Below are 22759 nucleotides of genomic sequence, written 5' to 3' on the forward strand. Positions count from 1 at the left end.
TGGGCTAGCTCGCCTCGCGCATGTCAGTCTGACCCGGGTTAGCGCTCGCTTGCTCCTTACCGCTTTTGTCGTTCGACTTTGTTTTGACCTTGACCGGCGCGCCCGGCTTGATTGCACCGAGGCCAGAGACGATCACTTGATCGCCGCCGGACAGACCTTTGCTGATTACCCTCCCATCGGCAACGCTTGGCCCGAGCTTCACGAATCGTTTTTTGGCCTTGCCGTTATCGACCACATACACATAGGTGCGCGACTGCCCGGTGAAGACAGCTTTTTCTGGTACCACGATGCCCTTCGAAAGCGTTGCGATTCGCACCCGAACCCTGACGTACAGACCGGGCATCAGTCGGTTGTCCGGATTTTTCACCGTCGCACGCATACTCACCGTGCCCGTCTGCGGATCAATCGTGCTCTGGGTAAAGTCAACCTCACCCTTGTGTGAATAGTCCTTGCCGTTACCCAGAATGATCGTCGCCTGCCGCATCGACGCGCTGTTGCTGTCCTTGCCTCTCGCGTGCAGTGCTTTCTGGCGGGCAAAGGCGTCATTTTCCGGTAGCGCGAACAAAACATAGACCGGATTGATCTGGGTGATGGTGGTCAACTGGGTCTGGTTCGCGGTCACCAGCGACCCCAGATCAACATCGCGCAGGCTGGTCACGCCGCTGATGGGCGCCTCGACATGGGTGTAATCGAGATTGATTCGGGCCGACTGCAGATTGGCCTTGGCCTGCTGGACTGCAGCCTTGTCCGACTGGTAGGTCGACAGATCCTGGTCGCGCGTCGCCTGACTCACCGCGTTCTCTTTATACAGCTTGCGGGTGCGGTGCCATACGCGGGTGGCGTTGGCCAGCGCGGCCTTGGCACTGGCCAGCTGGGCCTTTCGCTGGTTCACAGTCGCTTGGTACGGCTTGGGATCAATCGTGAACAAGGGGTCGCCTTTTTGCACGACCGCCCCTTCGCGATAGTGCTTGGCCTGCAACACGCCGGTCACCTGGCCGATGACCTTGGCCGTTTGTTTGCCCTGCACCCGCCCTGGATATTCACCATAGACGTCCACCGCATGCGGCTTGACGGTCAATGCCTGCACCGGCGTGGGTGGCGGCTGCTGCCCCTGGGCCTGACTTTCACCGCTGCTGCTGCCGCATGCGGTGACCGCAAGCGTGCTTACCAGAATGATCAGCGCCCGCAGCGCCCACGCGCCTTTGGGCGCGTCGTAGTCATTATTACGCATACCGCCGGATCCTGAGCTGGGGTTCCCTGATTGTTCGCATGATACATACATCCGTGTATGTATGTAAGATGAAGGGTGTCGCATTCCAAAAACGCGGCATGGATGGACTGGCACATGGCACGCAAGACAAAAACGGAATCCGCCCAAACGCGCGCACGCATTCTGGATGCGGCTGAAACCGAGATGCTCGAACGTGGCGTCACGCAGACGTCGCTCGAGCGCATCGCTCGCCGGGCCGATGTCACGCGTGGTGCCATTTATTGGCATTTCGCGGACAAGACGGCGCTGCTCGAAGCCATGGTTCAACGCACCGCGATGCCGTTGCGCGATCTGCGCCAGTGCCTCGGACAACACATCCCGGGCAACGAACCCATGCGGCTGATGCGCGAAATGCTGCTCCATGGGATATCACGTCTAGCCAATGATGAACAGCACCGGCGGGTCTGTCATATCGTATTTCATCGTTGCGAGATGACAGAACGAGGACATGCCACCGGCCATCTGCTGAGCGTCATGTTCGAGGACAGCCGCGAGGTACTGGTGTCGCTGTGCGGCGAGATCGCCACGGTCTGCGCCCTGCGTGAGCCGCTCACTGCCGAGGATGCCGCCGACGTTCTCATCGCCTTCATGGTCGGCCTGTATGAATGCAGCCTGCGCCACCCCGGGCTTTATTCCATCGAACACAGCATGGAAGCCAAGGTCGATGCCGTGCTCGACGGCCTGTTCGTGACGACCCGGAGCCGGCCTGAACCCTCCAGCTGACGGCAAGCTCATCGGGCAGCGCGTGCGATATAGCCCCCTGCCGAGGACGGGCCGAGATCGATTGGCCGCGCGGGCCCGAGGAAGCGCGGCCGCGTATGCAGTACGTACAGATCGAGCACGGCCTTGATCCGAGCGAAATACTCGCGCGCCTCGGTGCGCAACGGCTGCCGCCGGTCCTCCGCGGGCCAGGTATAGCCGACCGCCTCGATCCCCTCGTGCTGGGCCAGAAACAGCGCCCGATACTCGTGATATCGCTGCGACACGATCACGAAGGCGCGCAAACCGAATATTTGCCGGGCCCGCACGATCGAGTCCAGGGTGCGAAACCCGGCATAGTCCAGGGTGATCGTCGAATCGGGCACGCCGCGGCGGCGCAGGGACTGATACATCTTGCGTGGTTCGTTGTAGGCCCGGCTTGGATTGGCGCCGGAAACCAGCAGATGCCGAACATGCCCGTCGTGATACAACCGAGCCGCCGCTTTCATGCGGTTGCTGAACAGGGCGTTGGGATTACCCGTATGGGTGTAAGGGCTAGTGCCCAGCACCACGGCGAAATCGTAGACTGGCAGGCGTGCCGCATCGTCGTAGATGCGATCCCGCGTACTCCCCAATACCCAGGCATTGGCCGCAACGCCCAGCAGCAACAGGCTGCCGACGGCCATCGCCGTCCAGCGCAGAACCGACCCAAGCCGACGCCACAGGGCGCCGCCGGCCAAAGCGGGTATCCGATCTGCCGCTGACCGAAGCCCGTTGCGTGTCTTCACGGCAACGGCTCATCTCGAAGCGACAGGGCGACGGCAGCCGCGCCGACGGGGCTGTCACGCCCGCCGCGATGCGTGATCGCGAGCGGCTCGCCCGGCGTGTACGCGCCGGGCATTGCCCGCCCGGCCGGGGCCCACAACACCCGACCCTGCGCCATCGTCCGGCTCGTTTCTCGGCTTACGGACACGCCATGCTCCACAGCCAACGAATCTGTCGCGAGAATCGGGCAAGCGCGAGAGGCTGTCAACGCGCGCGCGACAACGCCGCCACGGCTTCGTCCAGCCCGTTCGGCGTCAGCTCGTACATCCGCCCGGCCATCAATTCCCGCGTCATCTGTATGGACGGTGTGTGATCCCAGCGCCGGCGCGGCTCGGGATTGAGCCACACCGCCTGTGGAAACGCCTCGAGCAATCGCTGCAGCCACACTTCACCGGGTTCGTCATTCCAGTGCTCGACGGAACCGCCCGGATAGGCGATTTCATACGGGCTCATGGTCGCATCGCCGACGAATATCGCCTTGTACTCGGCATCGAAGGTCCGACAGATGTCACGGGTGTCGAAACGTTCACTACGGCGACGGGCGTTGTCGCGCCACAAGCTTTCGTAGGGAAAATTATGGAAGTAGAAATACTCAAGATGCTGGAACTCGGCGCGCACCGCCGAGAACAGGTTTTCACACACGGCGACATGATCATCCATCGAGCCGCCGACATCGAAGAACACCAGCAGCTTGACGGCATTGCGCCGCTCGGGCCGCATCACCAGATCGAGATGCCCGGCATTGTTCGCCGTACCCCGGATGGTAGCGTCCAGATCCAGCTCATCGGCCGCCCCTTCGCGCGCAAAGCGCCGTAACCGGCGCAGCGCCATCTTGATGTTGCGGGTGCCGATCTCGCGATCGCCGTCCAGATCGGCGAACGCGCGCCGGTCCCAGACCTTGACCGCGCGACGGTGCCGGGAACGATCCTGACCGATGCGCACACCCTCCGGGTTGTAGCCGAAGGCGCCGAATGGCGAGCGCCCGGCCGTGCCAATCCACTTGTTGCCGCCCTGGTGGCGCTCGCCCTGCTCTTCCAGACGCTGCTTGAGCGTCTCCATGAGCGTGTCCCAGCCGCCCAGCGCTTCGATCTCGGCTTTTTGTTCCTCGCTGAGTTCCAGTTCGCCACGCTTGTCCAGCCATTCCTGGGGAATAGCCGTTTCCGGGTCGAGCGGCAACGCCGCGATGCCTTCGAAATAATGCGCGAAGGCCTGATCGAAACGATCGAACAGGGTCTCGTCCTTGATCAGCGACGCCCGCGCCAGATAGTAGAACTGGGTGACGCTCAGGCCGGCAACATGCGCATCGAGCGCCTCGAGCAACGTGAGGAACTCGGTCACCGAGGGATTCAGCCCGGCTTCGCGCAACTCATAGAAGAATTCGACCAGCATGAGGTCGGCTCAGGCCCTGCCTAGCGCCGGGCCCGCCGGCTCATGAAGGCAAGCCGCTCGAACAGGTGCACATCCTGTTCGTTCTTGAGCAGCGCGCCGTGCATGGGCGGTAGCGCCTCGGCCGCGTCGCCATGCAATGCTTCAGCGGGAATGTCCTCGGCCAGCAGCAACTTCAGCCAGTCCAGCAGCTCCGAGGTCGACGGTTTCTTCTTGATCCCGGGCACGTCGCGGATATCGAAGAACAGATCCAGCGCATCCGACAGCAGCCGCGCCTTGATGCCCGGGAAATGCACGTCGACGATGGCCTTCATCGTGTCCTTGTCCGGGAACGAAATGAAGTGGAAAAAGCAACGGCGCAGGAAAGCGTCCGGCAGTTCCTTTTCGTTGTTGGAGGTGATGATGATGACCGGCCGGTGCCTTGCTTCGATGGTCTGACGCGTCTCGTAAACGTCGAAGGCCATGCGATCCAGCTCACGCAGCAGATCGTTCGGGAACTCGATATCGGCCTTGTCGATCTCGTCGATCAGCAGTACCGGCTGCTCGTCGGCGGTGAAGCAATCCCACAACGGGCCGGGCACGATGTAGTTCGAAATATCGTGCACTTTTGCGTCGCCGAGCTGCGAATCGCGCAAGCGCGAGACCGCGTCGTATTCGTACAGCCCCTGCGCTGCCTTGGTGGTGGACTTGATATGCCACTGATACAGCGGTTTGCCCAGCCCGGCGGCGACCTCTTCGGCGAGCATGGTCTTGCCGGTGCCGGGTTCGCCCTTGATGAGCAGCGGCCGCGTCAACGTCACGGCCGCGTTCACGGCCAGCTTGAGATCGTCGGTCGCGACGTAGCGTTCGGTGCCCTCGAACTGGTGGCTCATCACACTTGCCTACTTGCTGCGCGCTTCGAGCGCCGCGATCGCGGGCAGCGTCTTGCCCTCGAGGAATTCCAGGAAGGCGCCGCCGCCGGTCGAAATATAGGACACTTTCTCGCCGATGCCATATTTCTCGATGGCGGCCAGGGTATCGCCACCGCCGGCGATCGAGAAGCTGTCGCTTTCGGCGATGGCCTGGGCCAGCGCCTCGGTACCGCCGCCGAACTGATCGATCTCGAACACGCCGACGGGACCGTTCCAGACGATGGTGCCGGCGTTCTTGAGAATGGCCGCCATCTGCGCCCGCGCCTTGGGCCCGATGTCGAGAATCATCTCGTTGTCGGCGACATCGGCAATGTCGCGCGTCACCGCCGCGGCAGATTCGGAGAACTCGGTGGCCACGACCACGTCCTCGGGCAACGGGATATCGCCGCCGCGCGAACGGATGTCCGCGAGAATCGATTTCGCCGAATCGACCAGATCGGCTTCATAGAGCGAGCCACCGACATCGTGCCCGGCCGCCGCCAGGAATGTATTGGCGATGCCGCCGCCGACGATGAGCTGATCCGCCAGGGTGGCCAGCGATTTCAAAAGCTCGAGCTTGGACGACACCTTGGAGCCGCCGACGATGACCACCAATGGGCGCTTCGGATCGTTCATCGCGGCTCTGAGCGCCTCGACCTCAGCCATGAGCAGCGGCCCGGCGCAGGCCACCGGCGCGAAGCGCGCCACGCCCTCGGTCGAAGCCTGGGCGCGGTGGGCGGTGCCGAAGGCGTCCATGACGAACACGTCGCACAGGGCGGCCATTTTCCGTGCCAGCGCTTCGTCGTTGGCTTTCTCGCCGACATTGAAGCGCACGTTCTCGCAGACCACCATTTCGCCATCCGAGACTTCGACATCGCCGTCCAGCCAGTCGCTGACCAGTGGCACGTCGCGGCCGAGTTCCTCGGACAGCCATTTGGCGACCGGCGCCAGGCTGTCCTCTGCCGACGGCTCGCCTTCGGTCGGCCGACCGAGATGGGCCATGACCATGACCTTGGCGCCGCCCGCCATGGCCTTTTTCATCGTGGGTAGTGAGGCCCGCAGGCGCGCGGCGGAAGTCACCTGGCCGTTTTTCACCGGCACGTTCAGATCCTCGCGGATCAGCACGCGCTTGCCGGCAAGATCGACGTCGTCCATCGAGAGCATGGTCATATAGTGTCCTCGTTCAGAAATTGGGCGTTGCGCCGTCGGGCAACCTCGTCAGGGTCAGGAATCTAACGGTCACCACGCTCGAATACAAAGCCGCCTTGTTCGACTTCACGATCGCGTTCGCAAAAGCACAGCCCGCAAATGAACGCCAATGGACGCAAATGAAGAATTGAACACAGGCCGTGGGCGTTGATACTCAGCGAACACGCTATAGTATGTTCAATGCGCTGCGGCATGCTTAGCGACTCTATTTGCGTTTATTTGCGGACCGTTTTGCCAAAAAAAGACCGGACTTGGTCCGGTCTTTTCGAGTGCTGACGATCGTCTTTCGATCAGCCGACGTTGGCCATGGCCAGCGCGGTATCCAGCATGCGGTTGGAAAAACCCCATTCGTTGTCGTACCAGGAGCAGACCTTGATCAGGCGCGAGCCGGCAACCTTGGTCAGCTTGGAATCGACCGTGGACGACACCGAAGTGTGGTTGTAGTCCTGTGAGACCAGTTCTTCCTCGGTGTAGGCCAGCACGCCCTTGAGCTCGCCGTTGGCGGCGGTCTTGAGCACGTTGTTGACCTCCTCGACCGTTACATCCCTGGATACGTTGGCCGACAGATCGACGAAGGAGACGTTGATGGTCGGCACGCGCACGGCGAAGCCATCCAGCTTGCCGTTGAGATCCGGCAGCACCAGGCCGACCGCGGCGGCCGCGCCGGTCTTGGTCGGGATCATGTTCTGGGTCGCACTGCGCGCCCGGCGGATGTCCTTGTGATAGACGTCCGACAGCACCTGGTCGTTGGTGTACGAGTGGATGGTGTTCATCAACCCGAACTCGATGCCGAAGGCTTCGTGCAGGGGCTTGACCAGCGGCGCCAGGCAGTTGGTCGTGCAGGAGGCGTTGGAGACGACCTTGTCATCCGGGGTCAGCGTCTCGTGGTTGACGCCGTAGACGATGGTCTTGAGGTCGCTACCAGCGGGTGCGGAAATAAGCACTTTCTTGGCGCCGCCCTTCAGGTGCGCGCTGGCCTTGTCCTTGCTGGCGAACAGACCGGTGCACTCCAGCACCACGTCCACGCCCAGATCGCCCCAGGGCAACTGGGCCGGATCGCGCTCGGACAGCACCTTGATCCGGTCGCCATTGACGACCAGATCCTCACCCTCGGCCTTGACTTCGCCCGGGAACGTCCCGTGGGCGGTGTCGTACTGGGTCAGGTGCGCGTTCATCTTGGCGTCGCCGAGGTCGTTGATCGCCACAATCTCGATCTCGCCGGTGCGCTTGCTCTCATACAGGGCACGCAGCACGTTGCGGCCGATGCGACCGTAGCCGTTGATACCAATCTTGACTGCCATGTTCGCTCCTCGAACTTGGAATTGAACTTTAGAGTGCGCTCAAAATCAGGCCTTGACCTGATTCCGAAGCGCTTCGACAACGCCTTCGACGGTCACGCCGAGTTCCTTGTAGACCTCAGGCCCCGGTGCCGAAAGACCGAACTGGTCGACACCCACCACCTGGCCAGTCGGGCCGACATAGCCGATCCAGCCATCGGAGACGCCGGCTTCGACCGCCACGCGGGCCGTGACCGCAGGATCGAGAACGCTATCACGATATGCCGCCGGCTGTTCGCGAAACAGATCCACGCAGGGCATGGAGACAACCCGAACCGCGATCTCGCCAGCCAGCTTGTCGGCCGCGGCCACGGCCAGCTCCAGCTCGGAGCCGGTGGCCATGACGATAGCATCCGGGGCGCCGTCGGTATCGCGCAGCACGTAGCCGCCCCGGGCGATGGCGGCGACCGTATCGGCATCACGATCCTGATGATCGACATCCTGGCGCGATAACGCCAGTGCACAGGGGCCAGCCTCGCGCTCGATAGCGATCTTCCAGGCGACGGCCACCTCGACGTCGTCACCGGGGCGCCAGACGTGCAGATTCGGGATCAGGCGCAACGAGGCCAGATGCTCGACCGGCTGATGCGTCGGGCCGTCCTCGCCCAGACCGATGGAGTCGTGGGTGTAGACAAAGACATTGCGCGACTTCATCAGCGCGGCCATGCGCACCGCGTTGCGCGCGTAGTCGGAGAACGTCAGGAAGGTCGCGCCGAACGGCACGAAGCCGCCGTGCAGACTCAGGCCGTTGGTGATCGCCGACATGCCGAATTCGCGCACACCGTAGTAAACATAATTGCCGTTGTAATCAGCGGCCGTGACGGCCTTGTGACCGTCGAAATCGGTGCCGTTGGAGCCGGACAGATCGGCCGAACCGCCGAACAGATCGGGCAACAGATTCCATACCGCGCCCAGCACGGCCTTGGAGGATTTGCGGGTCGCCGTGCGCTTGCCATCCGACTGCATCGCGTCGATCAACTTGGTGATGCCTGCTTCCCAATCGGCGGGCATTTTGCCGGACAGGCGACGATCCAGCTCGGCGGCCAATTCCGGGTTCGCCTTCACGTAGGCGTCGTGCACATCCTTCCAGGATTTCTCGGCGGCGGCGCCGGCGTCGCGATGATCCCAGGCGGCATAGATGTTGTCCGGCACATGGAACGGCGTCTCGTCGGCCCAGCCCAGCGCCTTGCGGGTCGCGGCGACTTCGTCGTCGCCCAGCGGTGCGCCGTGAACCTTGGCCGTGCCCTTCATCGTCGGGGCGCCGTAACCGATCACGGTCTTGCAGCAGATCAGCGTGGGCTTGGCAGTTTCCTTCTTGGCGGTCTCGATCGCGGTGTTGATTTCACCGGCGTCGTGGCCGTCGACGTTGCGCACCACCTGCCAACCATAGGCTTCGAAGCGGGCCGGCGTGTCGTCGGTGAACCAGCCCTTGACCTCACCGTCGATGGAAATGCCGTTGTCGTCATAGAATACAATCAACTTGCCGAGGCCCAGCGTACCGGCCAGCGAACAGGCCTCGTGCGAGATGCCCTCCATCAGGCAGCCGTCACCGGCAAAGCAGTAGGTGCGGTGATCGATCACCCGGTGCTCGGCGGTGTTGAATTGGGACGCCAGCACCGCTTCGCCCAGCGCCATGCCGACCGCGTTGGCCAGCCCCTGGCCCAACGGGCCGGTGGTGGTCTCCACACCCGGCGTTTCGGTGTTCTCGGGATGGCCCGGCGTCCGGGAATGCAGTTGGCGGAAGTTCTTGATGTCGTCGAGCGACATATCGTAGCCGGTCAGATGCAGCGCGGCGTACTGCAGCATCGAGCCGTGGCCGTTGGACAGCAGGAAACGGTCGCGATCAGCCCAGTCCGGATTGGTCGGATTGAACTTCAGATGATCGTTGAACAGCACTTCCGCGATGTCGGCCATGCCCATCGGCATACCGGGGTGTCCGATGTTGGCTTTCTGGACGGCGTCCATGGCCAGAATACGAATCGCGTTGGCGAGATCTCGTCGTGAGGGCATTGCAACCATCCCGAGTACGGCTTGACAAAGGTTGGTCATTGTCCATTAAAGACGACCGAATCGGCAACATTGACAATGGGCGCACAGAGTCGTGGGCAAGGTGCGCGGCCTTATCGAAAGCCCGCCCGTTCGAAGGCGGCACGATCCCGCCATTCAAGCCGGTCTGCGCAACCAGGTCCTGGGTTGTGTACGACACGCAGCCGGCCGAATAAGCAAAAGCATTTTGCCCCCATGCGCGCGAATGAGCGCAAAACGAAGGCATATCAAGACACTGCTGCTTCGGGTGCGCAAGCAATCGCGTCGTCAACTCGTTGACTGAGCACTGCGCCAGATCAAGGGGCAGCCTATTCGACACGCCCTGGATTTAGTTTTTATTTATAACCAAACGCCGTCAACTGCCCGCCAAACCCTTCCTGTGTGCCAATTCAAGGAATTTTTCGGCCATTTCTTTGAGGGTGTAGACAAGCCCCTATTCCGCCTACCGAATTTAAAAACAATGCCTTGACGGTAGGTCGGATTAGCGCGCAGCGCGTAATCCGACGCTCAATCGGCGAGTTCCGAGGCTCGGCTGTCGGATTACGGTGCAAGCCCTGATCCGACTTACGCAACTGTCTGGTATTGCGTTTATCACCGGCAGTTAATTTGTCTACACCCTCTTTAGATAAGCATCTTTTTCCGGAATTCGCGTAGTTGCTTGTTGCGTCTGCAGCGTCCCCCACTTTCCGCAGACAAAAAAGCGTCCGAACGGCCGGGCTTCGATTCGGCCCCTGGATGCCCGCACGCCCGAGCCAACACAGGAAGAAATATCATGGAAAAAAGACATGCCGACATCCAGGAACCCGCCGCCCCACTGAAGGCCCCGGTGCCTGCCGTGGCTTTGCGATGCTAACGGTTGGCCCGGACGAACGAGACACACCCTGTTCGCCGCCCGCGCGATCGGCTATGCTGCAGTTGTCTTCAGGGCGGGGTGCAATTCCCCACCGGTGGTAGGGCTGCACAGGCAGTCGAGCCCACGAGCGCTTCCGACTCCCGTTGGAAGGTCAGCAGATCTGGTCAGAATCCAGAGCCGACGGTCACAGTCCGGATGAAAGAAGACGCGTGGCGGCAGTCCGGCGCAATCGGTGCGTCGGCGTGAGCCTTCTCGCCTAGCCCTGAAACGTTGACTCCATGACAAGAGGACGTTTCATGTCAGCATCCAACGAATTCCACGGCTTCCCGCGGCTGGCCACCGCCATCGAGGCCTATCGCGCCGGACGCCCTGTTCTTCTGCTCGACGACAGCGATCGCGAGAACGAGGCCGACATCGTGGCCGCGGCCGAGAATCTGTCGGTCGACACCATGGTCAAGATGATCCGCGACGGCTCCGGCATCGTCTGCCTGTGTTTTCCCGGCGCCGAAATCGATGCGCTCGGCCTGCCCCAGATGGTCAACAACAACCAGTCGAAAAACCGCACCGGCTTTACCGTGAGCATAGAAGCGGCCAGCGGCGTGACGACCGGTGTGTCGGCCGCCGACCGCGTGCGCACGATCGCCGCCTCGCTGGAAGCACTCGACGGCGATCACGGCGCCATCGTCAGCCCCGGCCACGTCTTTCCACTGCGGGCGGTGGATGAAGGTGTGCTGGCGCGTCGCGGGCATACCGAGGGGTCGCTGGATCTCGCGATTCTCGCCGGCATGCGTCCCGCCGCCGTGCTCTGCGAGCTGATGAACGATGACGGCACCATGGCCGGAAACGCCGAGATCGAACGCTATGCCGGACGCCACGATATGCCGGTCCTGACCATCGACGAGATCGCACGCTACCGCGAGACCCGGCTGGCGCGGAGCAGCGAATGCGCCTGATCCTGCCGCCGATCTGAACACCATGTCGCGCATCCGCGGCCGACGACGGCGCGACCGCGGATGACGCGATCCGGGCTGAGGACTATCCTTGTCAGGATGAACAGCCCCTCGAGCGCCCCAGACAGCAACAGCCCGAACGAGACACCGCAGGAATTCTCGATCGATGCGCTGGCACGCGAAACCGGTTCGACGGTACGCAATATCCGCGCCTACCAGGACCGCGGCCTGCTGCCGCCGCCGGAACGACGTGGCCGCCGCGGCATCTATAACGACGCCCATCTGTCGCGGCTGCGTATCATCAACCGGCTGCTGGAACGCGGCTACACGCTGTCGAACATCGGCGAACTGATCGAAAGCTGGGAATCGGGTAACGACATCGGTCATTTGCTGGGCCTGGAAACCGCGGTCGCCAGCCCGTGGACGGACGAACTGCCCGACTATCTGACCATGCCGCAGCTGCTGCGCAAATTCGGCGGCCAGTTCTCCAAACGGGCGCTGGACAAGGCGGTCGCCCTCGACGTGATCCGTCCGGAGGGGATGCGCTACCGCGTGCCCAGCCCCCGCATGCTGCACGCCGGTGCGGAACTGGTCGCGGCCGGCATCCCGCTCGAGGACATGCTCGACGTGGTCGCCCAGCTGCGCGAAAACGTCGAGCAGGCCTCAGACGCCATGGTCCGCCTGGTCGCCCATCATGTCTTCGACCGCTACGGCGAAGGCCAGCTCCCGCCGAGCGACGACATGCCGGAACTCGCCGATCTGATCTGGCGCCTGCGGCCGCTGGTGGAAATGGCCGTGCTGCCGGAAGTCGCCCGCGCCATGGCGAAAGCCGCAGATCAACATCTGGGCGACCGCCTCGCCCAGGTGCTCGATCACCTGCACGACGCCGAATAGCCCATGGGCCGCCGGCACCGGCGGCCCGCATGCGTGACCCGCTGATCATCGGACAGGCGACGCCGCCCGGCGCGCAATGAAGCGTTGCGCGCGCCTGGCCTTTATGACATCTTCCAATGTAACTATTACATCAATCGAAGTCATGCTCGGAAAGAGTGCTGAAATCACGCGCCAACACCGCGCCCCGGACGCGGTGGTCACCGGCGCGGGCGTGCGCCTGGCCTGCTATAGCGATGGCGATCCGAGCCGGCCGACCCTGATGTTTGTGCATGGCTATCCGGACACGGCCGGCGTATGGGACCGCCTCATCGCGCAGCTGGCCGATCGCTACCACTGCGTGCGCTACGACGTCCGCGGCGCGGGTCGTTCGGACCGGCCGGGCGCGGTTTCTGCCTACGAACTGGCCAACCTGGAGCGCGATCTTGCAGCGGTGATCGACTGGGCCTCGCCGGCGACACCGGTGCATCTGATCGGCCACGACTGGGGCTCGATTCAGGGTTGGGAGGCAGCTACCGATCCGGCCGTGGCCGATCGGCTGGCCAGCTTCACCTCGATCTCCGGGCCCTGTCTCGATCATGTCGGTCACGACCTGCGCGTGCAGTGGCGTCGCGATCGCAGCGCCCTGCTGCGCCAGATCAGACGTTCCTGGTACATCGGCCTGTTCCAATGGCCCCTGCTCGCGTCGCTGGCCTGGCGCCATCTGCTGGCCGAACGCTGGCCGGCCACGCTGGCGCGCCTCGAAGGCGAACCCCTACCCGTCGCGCCCACGTGGCGCGAGGACGGCCGGCACGGCATCAAGCTTTATCGCGCCAATATTGGGCCGCGGCTGGTCCGGCCGCGACAACGACCGGCGACCGTGCCGGTACAGGTCATCGTGCCACGTCGAGATCCCTTCATCGGCCGCGGCCTGGTGGAGAGCATGCCGGCCTGGGTGGACGATCTCATGATCGACGAGATTGATGCCGGTCACTGGGCGATAGCCACCCGTGCGCCGCAGGTGGCCCGGCTGATCGACGCGTACATCGCCCCGCAGGCGCGCCAGGCCGCGGCGACAGACATCGCAAGCTGATTCGCAAGGAGTCCGCCATGAGTACACCTGCCAACGACTATCGATTCGACCGCGATTCATCCGGGCACCATGGCCCGGTCATGCCACAACGGCGCGACCTGCATTTCCTGCCCCCGGCCGGTCGCATCGGCGACTGGCATGTCGCGGGCCCGAACGCGACTCAGTTCATGAACGCCCTGTCGCTGTTGTTCCCGGCCGGCGAGCGCATGTTCATCGACGCCGTGCGCAGCTATCGCGACGATATCCCCGACCCCGACCTGAAAAAGGCGGCCACCGCCTTCATCGGCCAGGAAGCGATGCATTCGCGCGAACACATCGGATATAACCAGTTGATGGAAGAGGCCGGTCTGCCCGCCAACAAACTCGACACGTTCACCTGGGACCCGCTCGACATCATCCAGCACAAAACGCCGAAGTCCACGCCGCTGGCAGCAACCATCGCGCGGGAGCACTACACCGCGCTGATGGGCGACATGCTGCTGCGCCATCCCGAGCAGTTGGCCGGCTCTCAGGAAGACTACGCTCGCATGTGGCGCTGGCATGCGCTCGAGGAAATCGAGCACAAGGCCGTGGCTTACGACGTGTACGAGCAATGCATCGGCCGTGGCCCGCGCAACTGGCTGGAACGCAGTGGCGCCATGATCGTCGCCACCGGCCTGTTCTGGCCGATCGTGTTCGCCTTCTACTGGCAGATGAGCCGAGCCGACCCGAAATGCCGCGCTGCAGGATGGCGCGGGCATCTCAAAATGCTCAACTTCACGTTCGGCCGGCCCGGCTAGCTCCGCCGGATGATTCCGGAGTGGCTGTCTTACTTCAAATACAGCTTTCATCTCTGGCAGCAGAACAATGCCCACCTGCTGGCCGAACTGGACACACTGGTGAACGACGTCCAGGCAGCCCGCACCACCCATCACTGACGACGGCGCGGGCCGCCCCCGCCGCGGCCGCCCCATCAGCCGGCCGGAGCGTTGCCCGCCATCGCCAGATACAGCCGCAGCGCCGACTCGACCACGGTCTCGAACGACTCGCGATAGCCGTTCAGGTGCCAGTACATGGCGATATGGATGGTCGAGCCGACCAGCCCCATGGACAGCAGCCGGCTGTCGGCGCCGGCCGTGATCGCCGCCACGTCGAACAGGCGTGCCGTGAGGTCCTCGGTCAGACGCGCGAAGTTCAGCGTGACCGCGCGATAGGTCCGATCGATATCGGCACTGATGCCGAAGATCTCGATCAGCACGATGCGCGCAATCCGTGGATCGGCCATATGCCGGAAATAGACGCGCAGGCCGGCGCGCGCGGTCGCCTCAGCCTCGGCCGGCGCGGCCTCGATCGCGGCGATCATTTCGGCCTCGACGGCGGCGATCAGCGATTTGTAGACTGCCGCAAACAATGCCTCGCTGTTGGCGAACGACTCATAGAAGTAGCGCTCGGTGAGCCCCGCCTCACGGCAGATCGCCTTGACCGTGGCACCGCGGAATCCATCGCGACCGAACACCTCGACGCCGGCCGCGATCAACGCCGCCCGGCGGGCCTCGCGACGCTCGGCGGAGCTGCGGCCAGCATAGGCCCGGCCGCGGCCCATCTTGGCAGAGTTGACAGCACTCATACGTCTATTCTGGCACGGTCGGTTGTCAGCCCCTCAGGCGCTGGGGCAAATGTCGCTGGCCGCGAATGCCGTGGGCAACAATGCGCGGGGCCGCTGGAAACCATGCCGGTCGCCCATGGCTGGCCTCAGGCCGTCTTCCACTTGATGGAACAGCCCTGGCTCGGCACCTGGGCCTCCTCGGGAATCGGGTCGCCTTCCAGCACCGCGTCCAGCGAGGCGCGCATGTCGGCGCCGGTCACCGGCTCGGCCGATTTCGGGCGCGAGGCATCGAACTGGCCGCGATAGGCACACTTCCCATCGGCATCGAACAGGAAGAAGTCAGGCGTGCAGACGGCGTCGTAGGCGCGGGCCACTTCCTGCGTCTCGTCGTAAAGATACGGGAAGATGAAGTTGTATTGGTCGGCGAACTCGCGCATGTACGCCGGCCCGTCCTCCGGGCGCTCGTTCACATCGTTGGACGAAATCGCCACGAAACCGATGCTCCTGGGGTCGTATTCGGCGGCCACTGCGGCGAGCTCGCGCGCGATATGAATCACGTACGGGCAATGATTGCATATGAACATCACCAGCGTGCCGCGCTCGCCGGCCACATCGGCGAACGTCAGCGTCTTGCCCGAGACGGCATCCGGCAACGCGAAGTCCGGCGCGCGGGTGCCCAGCGGCATCATGTTGGAGTCGGTCAATGCCATGGTCGGCCTTTCAGTCGGGGAATGAATGCCGCCAGTCTAGGGCCTGTTGCCGTTCCACGCGACGCCACGCTGCGGCCCGCAACGCTGTACGCCGGGCTACGCCGACAGCATTAGCATCCCGATCATAGATGACGTATAGTCCATCCGCATATCCGGATGGAGAGATGTAGTCCTATGAGCCGTACCCTGTTTACTTCCGAATCGGTCACCGGCGGCCATCCCGACAAACTGTCGGATCAGGTCTCCGACGCCATTCTCGACGCCTATCTAGCGCAGGACCCGACCGCCAAGGTCGCCTGCGAAACCGCAACCAAGACCGGCTTCGTCATGGTCTTTGGCGAGATCAAGACATCCCGGCCGGTCAGCATTCCGGTCGAGAGCATCGTGCGCGACACGATCCGCAAGATCGGCTACACCAGCTCGGAGATGGGCTTCGACGCCGACACCTGTGCCGTCATGAATGTGCTCGGCGAGCAGTCGGCCGACATCAATCAGGGCGTGGAGCGGGCCGCTCCGGAAGAACAGGGCGCGGGCGACCAGGGCCTGATGTTCGGTTATGCCTGCGACGAAACCGACGTCCTCATGCCGGCGCCGATCACCTATGCCCATCGTCTGGTACGCAAGCAGTCCGAACTGCTGGCCGACGGCACATTGCCCTGGCTGCGTCCCGACGCCAAATCGCAGGTCACCTTCGAATACGAGGATGGCAAGCCGAGCGCGATCAACGCCGTGGTGCTGTCGACCCAGCATAATCCGGAGATCTCGCAGGCCGATCTCAAGGAAGCGGTGCACGAGCACATCATCAAGCCGGTGATCGGCAACATGCTCACCGACAACCCGACCGTGCACATCAACCCGACCGGCAACTTCGTCACCGGCGGTCCGCTGGGCGACGCCGGCCTGACCGGGCGCAAGATCATCGTCGACACCTACGGCGGCATGGCCCGTCACGGCGGCGGCGCCTTCTCCGGCAAGGATCCGTCCAAGGTCGACCGTAGCGCCGCCTATGCCGCGCGCTACGTGGCCAAGAACGTGGTCGCCGCCGGCCTGGCCTCCAAGTGCGAAGTCGCGCTGTCGTATGCCATCGGCGTGGCCGAGCCGACCTCGATCTGGGTCGAGACCTTCGGCACCGGCAAGGTCGACGACGAGAAGATGACCCAGCTCATTCGCAATCATTTCGACCTGCGCCCCTACGGCATCCTCAAGATGCTGGATCTGCAGCGCCCGATCTATGCGCCGACGGCCGCCTACGGTCACTTCGGCCGCGCGGATCTGGATCTGCCCTGGGAGCGTACCGACAAGGCGGCTGCACTGGCCGACGATGCCGGCATTCAGGCGGCCTAGTATTCCCTCGACTCCAATCCGCGCGAATTTTTCGCGCCCGTCGGCCGGCGGGATTGCCGACCGACGCCACGAACCGATTTCAACGACAGGAACGAATCGATGAGTAGCCCTGCCGAACAGCTCAACGAAGATTACAAGATTGCCGATATCAGCCTGGCCCCGTGGGGCCGTCGCGAGATCGACATCGCCGAAACCGAAATGCCGGGCCTGGTCGCCCTGCGCGAGGAATACGGCAAGGATCAGCCGCTCAAGGGCGCGCGCATCGCCGGCTCGCTGCACATGACCATCCAGACGGCCGTGCTGATCGAAACCCTCGTGGCCCTCGGTGCCGAGGTACGCTGGGCCTCCTGCAACGTGTTCTCGACCCAGGACCATGCCGCGGCGGCGATCGCCGAATCCGGCGTCCCGGTCTATGCCTACAAGGGCGAGACGGCCGAGGAATACTGGGAATATTGCCATGCCATCATGGACTGGCATGATGGCGGCCTGCCCAACCTGATCCTGGACGACGGCGGCGATGCCACCACGCTGGCTACCTTCGGCGTGAAGGCCACCGATGACCCGTCCCTGCTCGATAACCCGAGTTCGGACGAGGAAAAAGCGCTGTTCAAGGTGATGAAGAAGCGCCTGGCCGAACAGCCCGACTTCTACAAGAAGCTCGGCAAGGCCATCACCGGCGTCTCCGAAGAGACCACCACCGGCGTACACCGGCTGTATCACCTCGCCAAGCAGGGCGGGCTCACCTTCCCGGCGATCAACGTCAACGACTCGGTCACCAAGTCCAAGTTCGACAACCTCTACGGCTGTCGTGAATCGCTGGTCGACGGCATCAAGCGCGCTACCGACGTCATGGTCGCCGGCAAGGTCGCCATCGTCTGCGGCTACGGCGATGTCGGCAAGGGCAGCGTGCAGTCGCTGCGCGGGCTGGGCGCGACCGTGTGCGTGACCGAAATCGATCCGATCAACGCGCTGCAGGCAGCCATGGAAGGCCTGCGTGTGGTGGACCTGGAAGACCCGGGCGTGGTTGAGCAGGCCGATATCTTCGTGACCGCCACCGGCAACTATCACGTGATCAACCACGATCACCTCAAGCGCATGAAGAACGAAGCGATCGTGTGCAACATCGGTCACTTCGACAACGAGATCGACGTCGCCGCGCTGCGTCAGTACGAGTGGGAAGAGATCAAGCCGCAGGTGGACCACATCACCTTTCCCGATGGCAAGAAGATCATCCTGCTGGCCGAAGGCCGCCTGGTGAATCTGGGTTGCGCCACGGGCCATCCGAGCTACGTGATGTCGAACTCGTTCACCAACCAGGTGCTGGCCCAGATCGAGCTCTGGAACCATCGCGATCGCTACAACAACGACGTGTACGTGCTGCCCAAGCATCTGGACGAGAAGGTCGCGGCGCTGCATCTGGCGCGCGTCAACGCCAAGCTGACCCGGCTCACGAAGGATCAGGCCGACTACCTCGGCGTGCCGGTCGAGGGCCCGTACAAGCCGGATCACTACCGCTACTAAGCGCGTGATCGAAGGCCGTATCTAGGTCTGGAAGACCCGGCCCGCGGCCCGCGTGGGCCGGGTTTTTTATGTGCACCATGATCGGCGCCACCGCGCCACAGACAACAGGGGGAGACGCCATGAGCCATGATGTCTCGCACAACGATTTCTCCATCGAGCTGTTCCCGCCCAAGGGGCCGAAGGGTGAGGCACGACTTGAGCAAGCGCTGGAATCGCTCGCCGAACTGCACCCCGCCTTTTTCTCCGTGACCTTCGGCGCCGGCGGCACTACCCGCTCCGGCACGCTGGACACGGTCAAGAAGGCCATGCAGATCACCGGCCGGCCGGCCGCCCCGCATCTGTCCTGCATCGAAGGCACGAAGGCGTCGATCGGCGAACTGCTGGACAACTACAAGGCCGCCGGTGTGAAGCGCATCGTCGCGCTGCGCGGCGATCTGCCTGACGGCATGGACAAACCCGGCGTGTTTCATCACGCCAACGAACTGGTGGCCTTCATCAAGCAGCGCCACGGCGACGATTTCCATCTCGAGGTCGGCGCCTATCCGGAATATCATCCGGCCGCGCCCTCGCCGGCCGAGGATGTCGACAACTTCGTGCGCAAGGTCCGGGCCGGCGCCGACTCGGCAATCACGCAGTACTTCTTCAACGCCGACGCCTATTTCAACTTCTGCGACGAGGTGGCGGCCAAGGGCGTCGATATCCCGATCGTGCCCGGCATCATGCCGATCAACGATTTCGGCCAGATCTCGCGCTTCTCGGCCATGTGCGGCGCCGACATCCCACGCTGGGTCCGCCAGAAGATGGAGTCCTACGGCGACGACACCGCGTCGGTCCAGGCCTTCAGCCGCGATCTGATCGGCCGGCTGTGCGAGCGTCTGCTCGCGGGCGGCGCGCCCGGGCTGCACTTCTACGCGCTCAACAAGGCCGAGCCGACGGTCACACTATGGCACGATCTCAAACTGCCCGGCCCGGGTGCGCACCACGCCGCCTGAACCGCGCCAGCGACGGCACCTGAAAAAACCCGGCCGAAGCCGGGTTTTTTTCATTCGCGAGAGAGGTGTTGGCGTCAGCGCCGGTTGCGGTTTCGCGGCGCGCCGGAAGCCGGCGGATTCTCACGGGGCGCGCCTGCCTCAGCAATGGCACGGGCGGGCCCATCCGGCGCTAGGGGTTTGACCGCCAGATGACGGCGGTCGGTGCGGCGGCCAGGACACGCCCCTAGTCTTCCGCGTTGAGCATGTCGCGCAGCTGGTCGTTGTAACGCGCAGTCAAGCGCGCGAACTCCCGCCGGTCCTCCTCGGACCAGTTCTTGAAGCCCTCTTCCACCCGCTCCAGGCGCCGTCCGCGCACCTCGGCCGCGGCATCCCGGCCGGCTTCGGTAATCGTGACGAAGCCGCCCCGGCGATCGTCCGGATTGTCGTGTTTTTCCACCAATCCCGCGTTTTTCATCGCTGCAACCTGACGCGTCACCGTCGAGGCGTCGAGATTCACCTGATCCGCCAGCGCCCCCACCGACTGGCGGTCGTTGCGCTCGAGCAGGATCAGCAGGAGGTAGTGCGCCCGCTCCAGGCCGTAGTGGAACCGCCGCCGCAGTGCCTCCATCCGGCGCACGAGAAAGGCCAGTTCATATTCGAGCGCTTCAGCCGACGGGCATGTAGCCGGCAGATGATTGCCCAACGAAGGGTCTTTCTGTTCGGATCGACGTTTCATCGACTGATGTTCCTTGTCCCTCGAAATGAATACTATAGAGATGCAAGTATTGAGCGTAGCTTAACGTGAGCGACTGTATTGAAAAACTATAGTCGTAGATTATCGTGAGATTTTTCCAATCTCGTACCGCTGCCTCGACAGCGGCGCAGCGAGGGAGATGTAGATGCGCGCCTGTTTTCTCGACGCCGGCTCGGTCGGTGCCCGTCTGGACTGGTCCCGACTCGAAGGGGCCGCCGATGCGTGGCGCTGGCATCACGCTACCACGCCAGAGCAGGTCGACGAGCGCATCCGCGATGTCGATGTGATCGTCACGAACAAGGTCGTGATCGACCGCCGGGCAATCGAGGCGGCGCCCGCGCTCAAGCTGATCTGCCTGACCGCCACCGGCACCAACAATATCGACGTGGCGGCTGCAGCTGAGCGCGGCATTCCGGTGATCAACGTCACCGGCTATGCCACCGCCGCCGTGTCGCAGCACGTGCTGGCTCTAATGCTCGCGTTCGCAACCCACTGGCACGACTACGACGCCGCCGTGGCTCGCGGCGCCTGGCAGCGCGCCGAGTTCTTCGCCATGCACGATTACCCGATCGAAGAACTGGCCGGCGCGACGCTCGGCGTCGTCGGCTACGGCGAACTCGGCGCCGCAGTGGCGCGACTGGCCGAGGCGTTCGGCATGCGGGTGCTGATCGCGGAACGCCCGGGCGCGGATCAGGTGCGCGAGCACCGGCTGGCGTTCGAGGATGTGCTGGCCGCCAGCGACTACCTCACCCTGCACTGCCCACTGACCGAGCGTACCCGGGGCCTGATCGATGCCGCCGCCCTGGCCCGGATGAAGCCCACCGCCGTGGTCATCAACACGGCCCGCGGCGGCGTGATCGATTCGCGCGCCCTGATCGATGCCCTCGACAACGGCGTGATCGCCGGGGCGGCGGTCGACGTGCTGGACAACGAGCCGCCGCGCGACGGCCATCCGCTGATCGAGCACAAGCCGGCGAATCTGATCATCACCCCGCATACGGCCTGGGCCAGCCGCGCGGCGCGCCAGCGCGCGATCGACGGCGTGGCCGCCAACATCATGGCGTTTCGTGCCGGTGACGATTCCGGGCGGGTGAATTAACCCGGTCAGCAGTACCGGCCCACGGCGGTTCAGTTGTGCCTGCGCGCCGGGCGTGGAACGCCGCTCAACAGGTGTTGGCGCCGTCTTTGCGCCAGATCAACAGGCGGTTGTCGCTGGGCATTTTCAATCGGGCGATCCGGCGCAGCCCGTGATCGGCGGCCAGGGCATCCAGGGCTTCGCGCCGCCGAATCCCCATGCTGGCATCGCGGGCGCGCAGCGCTCGGTCAAAAGCCAGATTGCCCTCGCCGGGGACCTCCTCAGTATCGAAGAACGGCCCGTACAGACACAACAGACCGTCCGCCGTCAATCGGCGGGCCGCCCCGGCGAACAAGGCCGCCACAGCCTCCTCGCTCATGATGTGGGCGACGTTCGCCGCGTAGATTGCGTCGTACTGCGCCGAGGGCCAGGCCGCGCGCACATCCAGCGCCAGCGGCGGCGGCAGCCGCTCGTCGTCATGCGCATCGACCAGCGCCGCGGTCAGACGCCGCAGATGCGCCGGCGCTTCGCTGGTCTGCCACCGGACATGCGGCAGACGCTGGCGGGCATAACGCGCGTGTGTGCCGTCGCCGCCCCCGATCTCCAGCACGGTCCGGGCGCCGGCCAGCCACTCGGCCAGCGCGTCGAAGATCGGCCGCTTGTTGCGCTCGGCCGCCGACAGATCGCCAATGCCGCTCATCGCTTGCGCGCCAGCGTCAGGCCGTCGCCCAGCACGAGCACGGACAGGTCGATGCGCTCGTCATCCGCCAGATGTCGATTGAACGCACGGATCGCTTCGGTTTCGCGGTCGTCGCAGGCCGGATCGGCCACGCGCGTGTACCACAGCGTATTGTCGGCCATGATCAGGCCACCCGAGCGCACCAGCGCCAGACAGCGCTCGTAGTAGTCGATGTAGCGCGATTTGTCCGCATCGATGAAGGCGAAATCGTAGGCCCCGAGCATGCCGGCCGCGACCTCGGCGTCGAGCGTCGCCAGGGCATCGCCGAGACGCAGCTCGATACGTTCGGCCACACCGGCCGCCGCCCAGTCGGCGCGCGCTCGCGCGGTGATGTCGGGATCGCGGTCGCAGGCGAGAATGCGCCCGCCCGGGCCGATCGCCTCGGCCAGCCACAGTGTCGAATAGCCGGCATAGACGCCGAGTTCGATACCGCGCCGGGCCTCGGCCAACGCCACCAGCAACGCCATGAGCTGGCCCTGGCGCGGGCTGACCTGTAGCTGCGCGGCGCCGGAAGCCGCGGTCACGCCCCGGTTGGCCGCCAGATGCGCCGGCTCGCGGTCGCCGATGCCATCGATATAGGCGCGCAGTCGTGCATCGACCGCCGCCGATTCTGCTTCGTCTGCCATGATGGG

Annotated in this window: 22 protein-coding genes and 1 riboswitch; of the genes, 10 read left to right on the forward strand and 12 right to left on the reverse strand. The window is 64.0% G+C overall.

Translation table 11 applies throughout. The features are described from left to right. Window positions 1-4: 4 nt before the first annotated feature. The gene (locus SALB1_RS01770) at window positions 5-1231 is read right to left on the reverse strand and encodes an efflux RND transporter periplasmic adaptor subunit (protein WP_158590583.1); all 1227 of its coding nucleotides are present in this window, start codon (window positions 1229-1231) and stop codon (window positions 5-7) included. 114 nt (window positions 1232-1345) lie between these two features. Here SALB1_RS01770 and SALB1_RS18930 point away from each other — a divergent pair, with 114 nt between their 5' ends. Next, the gene (locus SALB1_RS18930) at window positions 1346-1993 is read left to right on the forward strand and encodes a TetR family transcriptional regulator (RefSeq protein ID WP_158590584.1); all 648 of its coding nucleotides are present in this window, start codon (window positions 1346-1348) and stop codon (window positions 1991-1993) included. A gap of 8 nt (window positions 1994-2001) precedes the next feature. On the opposite strand, the gene SALB1_RS01780 is transcribed toward SALB1_RS18930, so the two are convergent. The 6 genes from SALB1_RS01780 to tkt all read right to left on the reverse strand — a co-directional run bounded on the left by SALB1_RS01780 (window position 2002) and on the right by tkt (window position 9626). Beyond that, the gene (locus tag SALB1_RS01780) at window positions 2002-2709 is read right to left on the reverse strand and encodes a vancomycin high temperature exclusion protein (RefSeq protein ID WP_109992296.1); all 708 of its coding nucleotides are present in this window, start codon (window positions 2707-2709) and stop codon (window positions 2002-2004) included. A gap of 289 nt (window positions 2710-2998) precedes the next feature. Continuing rightward, window positions 2999-4183, reverse strand: a complete 1185-nt coding sequence (locus SALB1_RS01785) for a VWA domain-containing protein (protein WP_109992297.1) — start codon at window positions 4181-4183, stop codon at window positions 2999-3001. 20 nt (window positions 4184-4203) lie between these two features. After that, window positions 4204-5052, reverse strand: a complete 849-nt coding sequence (locus SALB1_RS01790; RefSeq protein WP_109992298.1) for a MoxR family ATPase — start codon at window positions 5050-5052, stop codon at window positions 4204-4206. Window positions 5053-5061: 9 nt separating this feature from the next. Continuing rightward, window positions 5062-6240 carry a phosphoglycerate kinase gene (locus SALB1_RS01795; RefSeq protein ID WP_109992299.1) on the reverse strand — a complete coding sequence of 393 codons (1179 nt, stop codon included), beginning with the start codon at window positions 6238-6240 and terminating at the stop codon, window positions 5062-5064. A gap of 329 nt (window positions 6241-6569) precedes the next feature. Further along, window positions 6570-7580, reverse strand: coding sequence for a type I glyceraldehyde-3-phosphate dehydrogenase (gene gap, locus SALB1_RS01800; protein ID WP_109992300.1), 1011 nt, complete (start codon window positions 7578-7580; stop codon window positions 6570-6572). Window positions 7581-7625: 45 nt separating this feature from the next. After that, window positions 7626-9626 (reverse strand): transketolase, encoded by a 2001-nt coding sequence (gene tkt, locus SALB1_RS01805; RefSeq protein ID WP_109992301.1) that lies wholly within the window; start codon window positions 9624-9626, stop codon window positions 7626-7628. Between the two features lie 949 nt (window positions 9627-10575). Beyond that, window positions 10576-10726, forward strand: a riboswitch (FMN riboswitch). A gap of 85 nt (window positions 10727-10811) precedes the next feature. Here tkt and ribB point away from each other — a divergent pair. The 5 genes from ribB to SALB1_RS19390 all read left to right on the forward strand — a co-directional run bounded on the left by ribB (window position 10812) and on the right by SALB1_RS19390 (window position 14345). Further along, window positions 10812-11468 (forward strand): 3,4-dihydroxy-2-butanone-4-phosphate synthase, encoded by a 657-nt coding sequence (gene ribB / locus SALB1_RS01810; protein ID WP_109992302.1) that lies wholly within the window; start codon window positions 10812-10814, stop codon window positions 11466-11468. 96 nt (window positions 11469-11564) lie between these two features. Next, a complete protein-coding gene (locus SALB1_RS01815; protein WP_109992303.1) occupies window positions 11565-12359 on the forward strand; it encodes a MerR family transcriptional regulator in 795 nt (264 codons plus the stop codon). Between the two features lie 142 nt (window positions 12360-12501). Further along, window positions 12502-13428, forward strand: a complete 927-nt coding sequence (locus tag SALB1_RS01820; RefSeq protein ID WP_158590585.1) for an alpha/beta fold hydrolase — start codon at window positions 12502-12504, stop codon at window positions 13426-13428. Between the two features lie 17 nt (window positions 13429-13445). Continuing rightward, window positions 13446-14207 (forward strand): metal-dependent hydrolase, encoded by a 762-nt coding sequence (locus tag SALB1_RS01825; RefSeq protein ID WP_255414474.1) that lies wholly within the window; start codon window positions 13446-13448, stop codon window positions 14205-14207. A gap of 9 nt (window positions 14208-14216) precedes the next feature. Beyond that, window positions 14217-14345, forward strand: coding sequence for a hypothetical protein (locus SALB1_RS19390; protein ID WP_255414475.1), 129 nt, complete (start codon window positions 14217-14219; stop codon window positions 14343-14345). A 35-nt stretch (window positions 14346-14380) separates the two neighbouring features. Here SALB1_RS19390 and SALB1_RS01830 read toward each other — a convergent pair whose 3' ends face one another. Beyond that, the gene (locus tag SALB1_RS01830; RefSeq protein ID WP_109992305.1) at window positions 14381-15034 is read right to left on the reverse strand and encodes a TetR/AcrR family transcriptional regulator; all 654 of its coding nucleotides are present in this window, start codon (window positions 15032-15034) and stop codon (window positions 14381-14383) included. Window positions 15035-15159: 125 nt separating this feature from the next. Next, window positions 15160-15723 carry a thioredoxin family protein gene (locus SALB1_RS01835; RefSeq protein WP_109992306.1) on the reverse strand — a complete coding sequence of 188 codons (564 nt, stop codon included), beginning with the start codon at window positions 15721-15723 and terminating at the stop codon, window positions 15160-15162. A 174-nt stretch (window positions 15724-15897) separates the two neighbouring features. Between SALB1_RS01835 and metK the strand changes: the two genes are divergently transcribed. The 3 genes from metK (at window position 15898) to metF (ending at window position 19580) form a co-directional block, all read left to right on the forward strand. After that, window positions 15898-17067, forward strand: coding sequence for a methionine adenosyltransferase (gene metK / locus SALB1_RS01840; RefSeq protein ID WP_109992307.1), 1170 nt, complete (start codon window positions 15898-15900; stop codon window positions 17065-17067). A gap of 99 nt (window positions 17068-17166) precedes the next feature. Then, entirely contained in the window at window positions 17167-18588 is a 1422-nt protein-coding gene (ahcY, locus tag SALB1_RS01845) for an adenosylhomocysteinase (protein ID WP_109992308.1), read from the forward strand. Window positions 18589-18707: 119 nt separating this feature from the next. After that, on the forward strand, window positions 18708-19580 hold the full coding sequence (gene metF / locus SALB1_RS01850) for a methylenetetrahydrofolate reductase [NAD(P)H] (protein ID WP_109992309.1): 873 nt from the start codon (window positions 18708-18710) through the stop codon (window positions 19578-19580). 223 nt (window positions 19581-19803) lie between these two features. Here metF and SALB1_RS01855 read toward each other — a convergent pair whose 3' ends face one another. After that, a complete protein-coding gene (locus SALB1_RS01855) occupies window positions 19804-20295 on the reverse strand; it encodes a MarR family winged helix-turn-helix transcriptional regulator (RefSeq protein WP_109992310.1) in 492 nt (163 codons plus the stop codon). Between the two features lie 163 nt (window positions 20296-20458). Here SALB1_RS01855 and SALB1_RS01860 point away from each other — a divergent pair, with 163 nt between their 5' ends. Next, complete coding sequence (locus SALB1_RS01860; RefSeq protein ID WP_109992311.1) at window positions 20459-21412, forward strand: D-2-hydroxyacid dehydrogenase; 954 nt, start codon at window positions 20459-20461, stop codon at window positions 21410-21412. Between the two features lie 64 nt (window positions 21413-21476). Here SALB1_RS01860 and SALB1_RS01865 read toward each other — a convergent pair whose 3' ends face one another. Both SALB1_RS01865 and SALB1_RS01870 read right to left on the reverse strand, forming a co-directional pair. After that, window positions 21477-22088 (reverse strand): DUF938 domain-containing protein, encoded by a 612-nt coding sequence (locus tag SALB1_RS01865; RefSeq protein WP_109992312.1) that lies wholly within the window; start codon window positions 22086-22088, stop codon window positions 21477-21479. Continuing rightward, a complete protein-coding gene (locus SALB1_RS01870; RefSeq protein WP_109992313.1) occupies window positions 22085-22753 on the reverse strand; it encodes an O-methyltransferase in 669 nt (222 codons plus the stop codon). Before SALB1_RS01870 ends, SALB1_RS01865 begins: the two co-directional genes overlap by 4 nt. Between the last annotated feature and the right edge of the window lie 6 nt (window positions 22754-22759).

The organism is Salinisphaera sp. LB1, assembly GCF_003177035.1.
GTDB lineage: Bacteria > Pseudomonadota > Gammaproteobacteria > Nevskiales > Salinisphaeraceae > Salinisphaera.

Excerpts from the sequence above, each read along its gene's own strand:
- SALB1_RS01770 (WP_158590583.1), bottom strand. The coding sequence starts at position 1,231 with ATGCGTAATAATGACTACGACGCGCCCAAAGGCGCGTGGGCGCTGCGG.
- SALB1_RS18930 (WP_158590584.1), top strand. The coding sequence starts at position 1,346 with ATGGCACGCAAGACAAAAACGGAATCCGCCCAAACGCGCGCACGCATT.
- SALB1_RS01785 (WP_109992297.1), bottom strand. The coding sequence starts at position 4,183 with ATGCTGGTCGAATTCTTCTATGAGTTGCGCGAAGCCGGGCTGAATCCC.
- SALB1_RS01790 (WP_109992298.1), bottom strand. The coding sequence starts at position 5,052 with ATGAGCCACCAGTTCGAGGGCACCGAACGCTACGTCGCGACCGACGAT.
- SALB1_RS01795 (WP_109992299.1), bottom strand. The coding sequence starts at position 6,240 with ATGACCATGCTCTCGATGGACGACGTCGATCTTGCCGGCAAGCGCGTG.
- gap (WP_109992300.1), bottom strand. The coding sequence starts at position 7,580 with ATGGCAGTCAAGATTGGTATCAACGGCTACGGTCGCATCGGCCGCAAC.
- tkt (WP_109992301.1), bottom strand. The coding sequence starts at position 9,626 with ATGCCCTCACGACGAGATCTCGCCAACGCGATTCGTATTCTGGCCATG.
- ribB (WP_109992302.1), top strand. The coding sequence starts at position 10,812 with ATGTCAGCATCCAACGAATTCCACGGCTTCCCGCGGCTGGCCACCGCC.
- SALB1_RS01815 (WP_109992303.1), top strand. The coding sequence starts at position 11,565 with ATGAACAGCCCCTCGAGCGCCCCAGACAGCAACAGCCCGAACGAGACA.
- SALB1_RS01820 (WP_158590585.1), top strand. The coding sequence starts at position 12,502 with ATGCTCGGAAAGAGTGCTGAAATCACGCGCCAACACCGCGCCCCGGAC.
- SALB1_RS01825 (WP_255414474.1), top strand. The coding sequence starts at position 13,446 with ATGAGTACACCTGCCAACGACTATCGATTCGACCGCGATTCATCCGGG.
- SALB1_RS19390 (WP_255414475.1), top strand. The coding sequence starts at position 14,217 with ATGATTCCGGAGTGGCTGTCTTACTTCAAATACAGCTTTCATCTCTGG.
- SALB1_RS01830 (WP_109992305.1), bottom strand. The coding sequence starts at position 15,034 with ATGAGTGCTGTCAACTCTGCCAAGATGGGCCGCGGCCGGGCCTATGCT.
- SALB1_RS01835 (WP_109992306.1), bottom strand. The coding sequence starts at position 15,723 with ATGGCATTGACCGACTCCAACATGATGCCGCTGGGCACCCGCGCGCCG.
- metK (WP_109992307.1), top strand. The coding sequence starts at position 15,898 with ATGAGCCGTACCCTGTTTACTTCCGAATCGGTCACCGGCGGCCATCCC.
- ahcY (WP_109992308.1), top strand. The coding sequence starts at position 17,167 with ATGAGTAGCCCTGCCGAACAGCTCAACGAAGATTACAAGATTGCCGAT.
- metF (WP_109992309.1), top strand. The coding sequence starts at position 18,708 with ATGAGCCATGATGTCTCGCACAACGATTTCTCCATCGAGCTGTTCCCG.
- SALB1_RS01855 (WP_109992310.1), bottom strand. The coding sequence starts at position 20,295 with ATGAAACGTCGATCCGAACAGAAAGACCCTTCGTTGGGCAATCATCTG.
- SALB1_RS01860 (WP_109992311.1), top strand. The coding sequence starts at position 20,459 with ATGCGCGCCTGTTTTCTCGACGCCGGCTCGGTCGGTGCCCGTCTGGAC.
- SALB1_RS01865 (WP_109992312.1), bottom strand. The coding sequence starts at position 22,088 with ATGAGCGGCATTGGCGATCTGTCGGCGGCCGAGCGCAACAAGCGGCCG.
- SALB1_RS01870 (WP_109992313.1), bottom strand. The coding sequence starts at position 22,753 with ATGGCAGACGAAGCAGAATCGGCGGCGGTCGATGCACGACTGCGCGCC.